Source organism: Armatimonas sp. (assembly GCF_043760365.1).
Classification (GTDB): domain Bacteria; phylum Armatimonadota; class Armatimonadia; order Armatimonadales; family Armatimonadaceae; genus Armatimonas.
In genome coordinates this window covers 1-5,332 of record NZ_JAYUPA010000317.1, presented here as the reverse complement: position 1 = coordinate 5,332, position 5,332 = coordinate 1, and the positions used below count along the sequence as shown (strand labels likewise).

Genomic DNA, 5,332 nt, shown 5'->3' with positions numbered 1-5,332 from the left:
GAGATCATGGGAATCTTTCAGGAGCTCAACCGCGAGGGAAAGACCGTAGTGATGGTGACCCACGAGAACGACATCGCCCAGCACGCCACTCGCATCATCCGGTTTCGTGACGGTCGCATCCACGAGGATGGCCCCGTGGCAAACCCCAAAGACGCCCGCGTTGAGCTGGAGCACTTCCTCGAAGAGCAGGCTAAGCACGATGCCGCTGCCGGAGTGAGTCGCTACACGTCGGTTCCTGCGTAGAGGATCGCCCTCGTTTCAGATCGCCCCCATGAACGCGCCCAGGGGGCACCCGGTCTTTTTGTCGTCGCAAGCTCCGACACGAAGGGCGTTTCGCCCATGGGATCAGTCGGTCTCGATGGGGTCTTTGGGGTAGCCAGGATCAAGTCGGGCCATGAGTTCCTGGTTCATCCAAGGGAAAATATCCGCTTCTAACTCGGCTTCGTCGTTCCATATTGCCGCTTCCAGGGTTTCTACGAGCACGGCGATCCAGGCGCGGATGCCACTGTGCTTAACGTAGTTTGCGTCGGCATGTACCCATTGGATCAATTGACCTGCCTGCCCGCCCCAGACACCAACAGGGTCGTAAAGAAGATGACTACCAGAACCATCCGAATCTATCAAGAGCCAATCCGGGTGCCATTCCAGCCAGGTATTAGTCTCAAACCCATCAACGGTTCCGGATGATTGGTAGCGAAGGCTCTCTTGTAGGGGGAGCCAATAGTACCAAGGGAGCGGTGGGAAACCAGACTCAAGGCTTCCGTTGTGCCACTTGTAGAGTGCGCGGAAATCGTCGGTGAGAGGGTGCCCGAGCTTGGTCTCGAAGGCATCCAGCTCCGCATCCGTGACGCCGGGCTGGAGTGAGGCGTAGTAGTCCAGGAGGTTAGCGGCTAGCCAAACATCAAAGCGATTGAGCAGTTCGTTCATTTGGTTTATGGCCGCTTGCGGCCTTCGTGTCCGAGGCACGAGGACAATAAGACGCCCCCGTTTATGGGGGCGATCTCTAAAACAGCGTCCGGGGAGGTTCTTTCTTGGCCTCGATCACTTTCTTGCGTGCGGCCTCGATGTCCATAATCAGAGACTCTCTGGCTTGGTCGTAGGCGGCGCCTTCTTGCCTTAAGATATAGGCGGGATGCAGGCCCGCGATGGCGTAGGGGGCGTAGCGGCTCTCGAAGAACTTACCGCGCTCGCTGGTGATCTTGAAGCCTCGGTGGATGACCACGCTTGCTGAGGGGCCGCCCAAACACAGAATCACAAGGGGCTGGATGGTGCCAAGTATCGGCTCCAGCCAGCCACTCACACACGCACTGGCTTCATCGGCGGTGGGCGGGCGGTTCTGCAGGCGGCCTGTCTCACCCACCAGCGTCGGGCGACAGCGGACGACATTGGTGATGAAGATATGCTTGCGCGTGATCCCACACTCGTAGAGACACTCATCGAGGAGCTGACCGGCGCGGCCCACGAAGGGACGCCCGGTTTTATCTTCCGTCTCCCCAGGGCCTTCGCCAATGATCACCAGGGGGCTATTGGGATTGCCCTCGCCAAAGACCACATTGCTGCGCGTCTCCCAGAGCCCACAGCCCTGGCAGTCCATCGCCTCTGCCCGAAGCGACTCGATCTTGGATTCCTTTTCCGTCATAGCAGTTGTTATTGTACAACGTCCGCCAGCGCCTCAGCGAGCGAGGGCCAGCGGAACTTGTAGCCAAGCGCGAGGGCTTTAGTGGGCATGACACGCTGACTGGCGACGAGATACTCCGCAAACTCTCCTACTAGGGCTTTGAGGGCGAAGAGGGGCACCGAGAAACGGGCGGGCTTGCCGAGCGCTTTGCCAATTGCGTCGGCGAGCTGGCGGGCGGTGACGGGGCGGGGGCTAACGACATTAAGCGGCCCGGTGACGCTCTCTGTCTCCAGCGCCCAGGAGATCAGGCCAAGCACATCGTCGCGGTGGATCCAGGGAACCCACTGCCGCCCACTGCCCAGCGGCCCACCCAGCCCCCACTTCCAGGGAGAGAACGGGACTTGTGGCGGATTCACCATCGTCTCAATGACCCCCCCACCTCGTGCAAAGACCTGTCCGATCCGCAGAAAGACCACGCGGCCACCGCTCTTCACTGCCTCCTGTGTCGCCTCTTCCCAGCGGGCACAGACATGGGTGAAGTAGTCCGGAACGGGGAAACTCTCCTCGGTGATCTCGTCATCGCCGTGGTCGCCGTAGAGGCCGACCGCAGACGCATTGACCAGGACTTTAGGGCGGGCGGAGGCGAGCTTGCGCGTGGGCTCGATCCGGCTGTAGAGAATCTCCTCACGGTACGCCTCGCTCCAGCGCTTTGCCGCCACCGATGCCCCACAGAGATTGATCACGGCATCGGCCTGCGCTACGGCATCGCGCCAGACTGTCTCGTCGTCCCAGGCAAGCTGGTTAGCCCGCGCAGTGCGGCTGAGTGTCTGCACGGTATGTCCCGCTGCCGTTAGCGACTCCGTCAGTGCCTGCCCGATAAAGCCCGACGCCCCCGCGATAATAATTTTCATAATGTGTTAGTTCTGAGCCAGTGCCCAAGCTTCCAGGTACTTGAGCCCGCTGCCCGTATTGAATAACACCACACGCTCGTCTTTCTGCACCAGGTTTTTCTCCAAGAGCTTCTGGAGCGCCGCCAGAGTCGCCGCGCCTTCCGGGGCACAGAAGAGTCCCGTGAGTGATGCAAACCGCTTCCACGCCGCAAACATCTCCTCCTCCGTGACGGCCAGCGCACAGCCACCGGACTTTCGGACGGCATCGAGAATGAGGAAATCGGCGATGGCACGAGGCACCCGCAGGCCGCTGGCGCTGGTGTGGGCATTCTCCCACGGCGCGGCGTGCTCCGTGCCTTCCTCAAAAGCCCGCACAATCGGGGCACAGCCCGCTGCCTGCACCGAGATCATGCGCGGGCGCACACTGCCGATCCAGCCGAGCTGCTCCATTTCGTCGAAGGCTTTCCACATCCCAATCAGCCCCGTCCCGCCGCCCGTGGGGTAGACAATCACGTCGGGCAGGTGGCCGTCGAGCTGCTCAAAAAGCTCGTAGCCCATGGTCTTCTTGCCCTCCAGGCGATACGGCTCGCGCAGGGTCGCCATGTCGAACCAGCCGTGCTCCTTAATGCCCTTCTGCACATGGGCATTGGCATCGGTGATGAGGCCATCCACGAGAGTCAGATCAATGCCAAAGCTGCGGCACTCCGCGACAATGCTGGCGGGCGTGTCCTTGGGCATGGCGATATGTGCCTCCAGCCCCAGCGCGGCGGCGTAGGCCCCCAGCGCGCTCCCCGCGTTCCCCGCCGACCCGACCGCCAATGCCTTGATTCCCAGCTCCGCTGCCCGCGCCACCGCCACCGCCATCCCCCGCGCCTTAAACGAGCCCGTCGGGTTCACCGATTCCTCTTTAATCAGCAGCTGGAGCATTCCCAGCTCTCTCCCAAGCCGGTCTGCGGGAACGAGCGGCGTCCCGCCCTCACCAAGATCGCACACAAACGCCGGGCTCCGCACCGGCAAGAGCGACGCATAGCGCCACAGTCCCGGCTTATGCGCCAGCTCCCGTGGCGAGCGCGGTCCGCGTGCAAGATCATAACGTGCCAGCAGCGGCGCCCCGACCTTGCTGAGGTTCTGGGGCACATCGGCATCGTAGTGCTCGCCGGTCTTGCTACACTCAAGGTGCGTCAAAAGGCTCTTCATCAAACCACCTCCGAGGAGACCTCGGGTACCCACCCGAAGGGAAGGGTGCGTAGCCAGAGGAGGAATCGGAAACCTTTTTGGTAGGTGTTGTGAAGTCGTTGCATTTTTTTCTTGTTTCCTTGGTTTTTTCTTGCATGTTTGCTTTATGTTTGATAAACTCGTCGTGAGTTTTCGTCTTAGGATTCGTCCCCCTAGGATCAGGAACTACCTTCAACTTTTGACAGACACCCACCTGATTGGGCAAGGCACTCGCTCTGCGAAGCTTGGACGGAGGTTCGAACCTCCAGGTAGCTTCGCAGGAAATCTGGTTCGCTGAGCGAGGTAATGGTTTAACATAAATCGGGTTGAAGTTGAGACGATATGGCTCTGCCTTGCGCGAAGCTTGGTAGCTTCGCACTTCCTGCTTGCAGGTAAGGTCGAGGTTGAACACGGGGCAATGTAACTTCCCCTATAGACGGGATGACAGCCTCGGCTGTCGTTACTGTCAAAGCCCCCGCATTTATGCGTGGGGATCAGTTACAGAGCGATTGTACCTTCTTACTTGATGAGAGCGCCGATGCGCGAGAACTCATACTCGTAGAGACTCGGCTCGATGTGCTGATGGGCATAGGTGACTGCCTGGGTAAGATAGCCCTCCGCCTCGGCGTAGTCTCCCAGACCGGCGAAGACCTCGGCGTGGTTGCACCAGTGTTTGATAAAAACCAGCGGCGGTATTCCGTGAGGGAGGGCAGAGTGAGGAATCAAAAACGGAAGTGCGTCGCGAAATCGCCCCTGACGGCATAAGAAATCGACATAGGCCCAGCTACGGTGCTGAGTCATTCGCTCGCTGGACGCCGAGGTAATGTTGTGTTTGTAGTTGGCCTCCGCGGCCTCCACATTTCCTATTTTTTCCCAGTTGTTTGCCAGTAGGTAGTGATAGTTATGCTTTTTTCCTGCCGAATAGCGGTGGCCCAGGGAATCCAACAGAGCCAGGTTTCCTTCCCATAGCTTTTTTGAGCCGTAGTTCCGGGGGACATTTAGTCGCTGATTGCCAAAGGCATCGTCGAAGTGGACCTGGCACAGGATCGCCCCTTGCTGGCCCCGCGTGAGTGTGCCACGGCTTCTTCCCAGGCTTGCGATGATGGGGGCGACGATCCTCTTGGCATCTTCGAACCTATGCAGACGCCAAGCCAGATACTCTGCGTACAGACCGTGCATCGAGAGCGCTTCTATCTCGCCGATTTTACCGGCACGATGCAGACTCTGGTAGCGGGCGACGACCGCTAGGTAGACTCCTGCCCAAGCCGTGTCTAGGTCATCCTGCCCGCTTTGGATAAAGTCGTCCAGCGCCTCTTTATCTTGGGGGAGGGGTTCCACTTGGTTCCAGGCACGAGTCGTGAGAAAAATCAGCTCGTCCTGGCTCGCTCCGATTGCAAAGCAAAAGGCGTGGAGGTTCTCGTTGTTGGGCCAGCACTCGCCTTTCTCCCACTTGAACACCAGGTTCTGGGTGACACCGGCGACCCGAGCGACCTGGCGCTGGGAAACACCCGCCCGCTGGCGCAGTGCCCAGAGGAGCTCCCCGAGGGAGACGGGCAGGTTGGCGTTCGTACCTGCACGGGCGATCTGGATCGCGCGTGGGGCTTCGACG

The 5,332-nt window shown here is 59.9% G+C and carries 5 protein-coding genes and 1 pseudogene; 1 reads left to right on the top strand and 5 read right to left on the bottom strand.

All coding sequences use genetic code 11. From position 1 onward, the window contains the following. A pseudogene (locus tag ACH2EH_RS07635) lies at positions 1–243 on the top strand (hypothetical protein); the annotation flags it as partial. A gap of 102 nt (positions 244–345) precedes the next feature. On the opposite strand, the gene ACH2EH_RS07630 reads toward ACH2EH_RS07635, so the two are convergent. The 5 genes from ACH2EH_RS07630 to ACH2EH_RS07610 all read right to left on the bottom strand — a co-directional run. After that, positions 346–927 carry an SMI1/KNR4 family protein gene (locus ACH2EH_RS07630; protein ID WP_395140450.1) on the bottom strand — a complete coding sequence of 194 codons (582 nt, stop codon included), beginning with the start codon at positions 925–927 and terminating at the stop codon, positions 346–348. 76 nt (positions 928–1,003) lie between these two features. Further along, positions 1,004–1,639 (bottom strand): uracil-DNA glycosylase family protein, encoded by a 636-nt coding sequence (locus ACH2EH_RS07625; RefSeq protein ID WP_395140448.1) that lies wholly within the window; start codon positions 1,637–1,639, stop codon positions 1,004–1,006. An 8-nt stretch (positions 1,640–1,647) separates the two neighbouring features. Beyond that, positions 1,648–2,529, bottom strand: coding sequence for a TIGR01777 family oxidoreductase (locus ACH2EH_RS07620; RefSeq protein ID WP_395140446.1), 882 nt, complete (start codon positions 2,527–2,529; stop codon positions 1,648–1,650). Between the two features lie 6 nt (positions 2,530–2,535). After that, positions 2,536–3,705 carry a threonine synthase gene (locus ACH2EH_RS07615; protein WP_395140444.1) on the bottom strand — a complete coding sequence of 390 codons (1,170 nt, stop codon included), beginning with the start codon at positions 3,703–3,705 and terminating at the stop codon, positions 2,536–2,538. Between the two features lie 537 nt (positions 3,706–4,242). Beyond that, positions 4,243–5,332, bottom strand: a 1,090-nt coding sequence (locus ACH2EH_RS07610) for a helix-turn-helix domain-containing protein (protein ID WP_395140442.1), incomplete at its 5' end; no start/stop codon positions are given.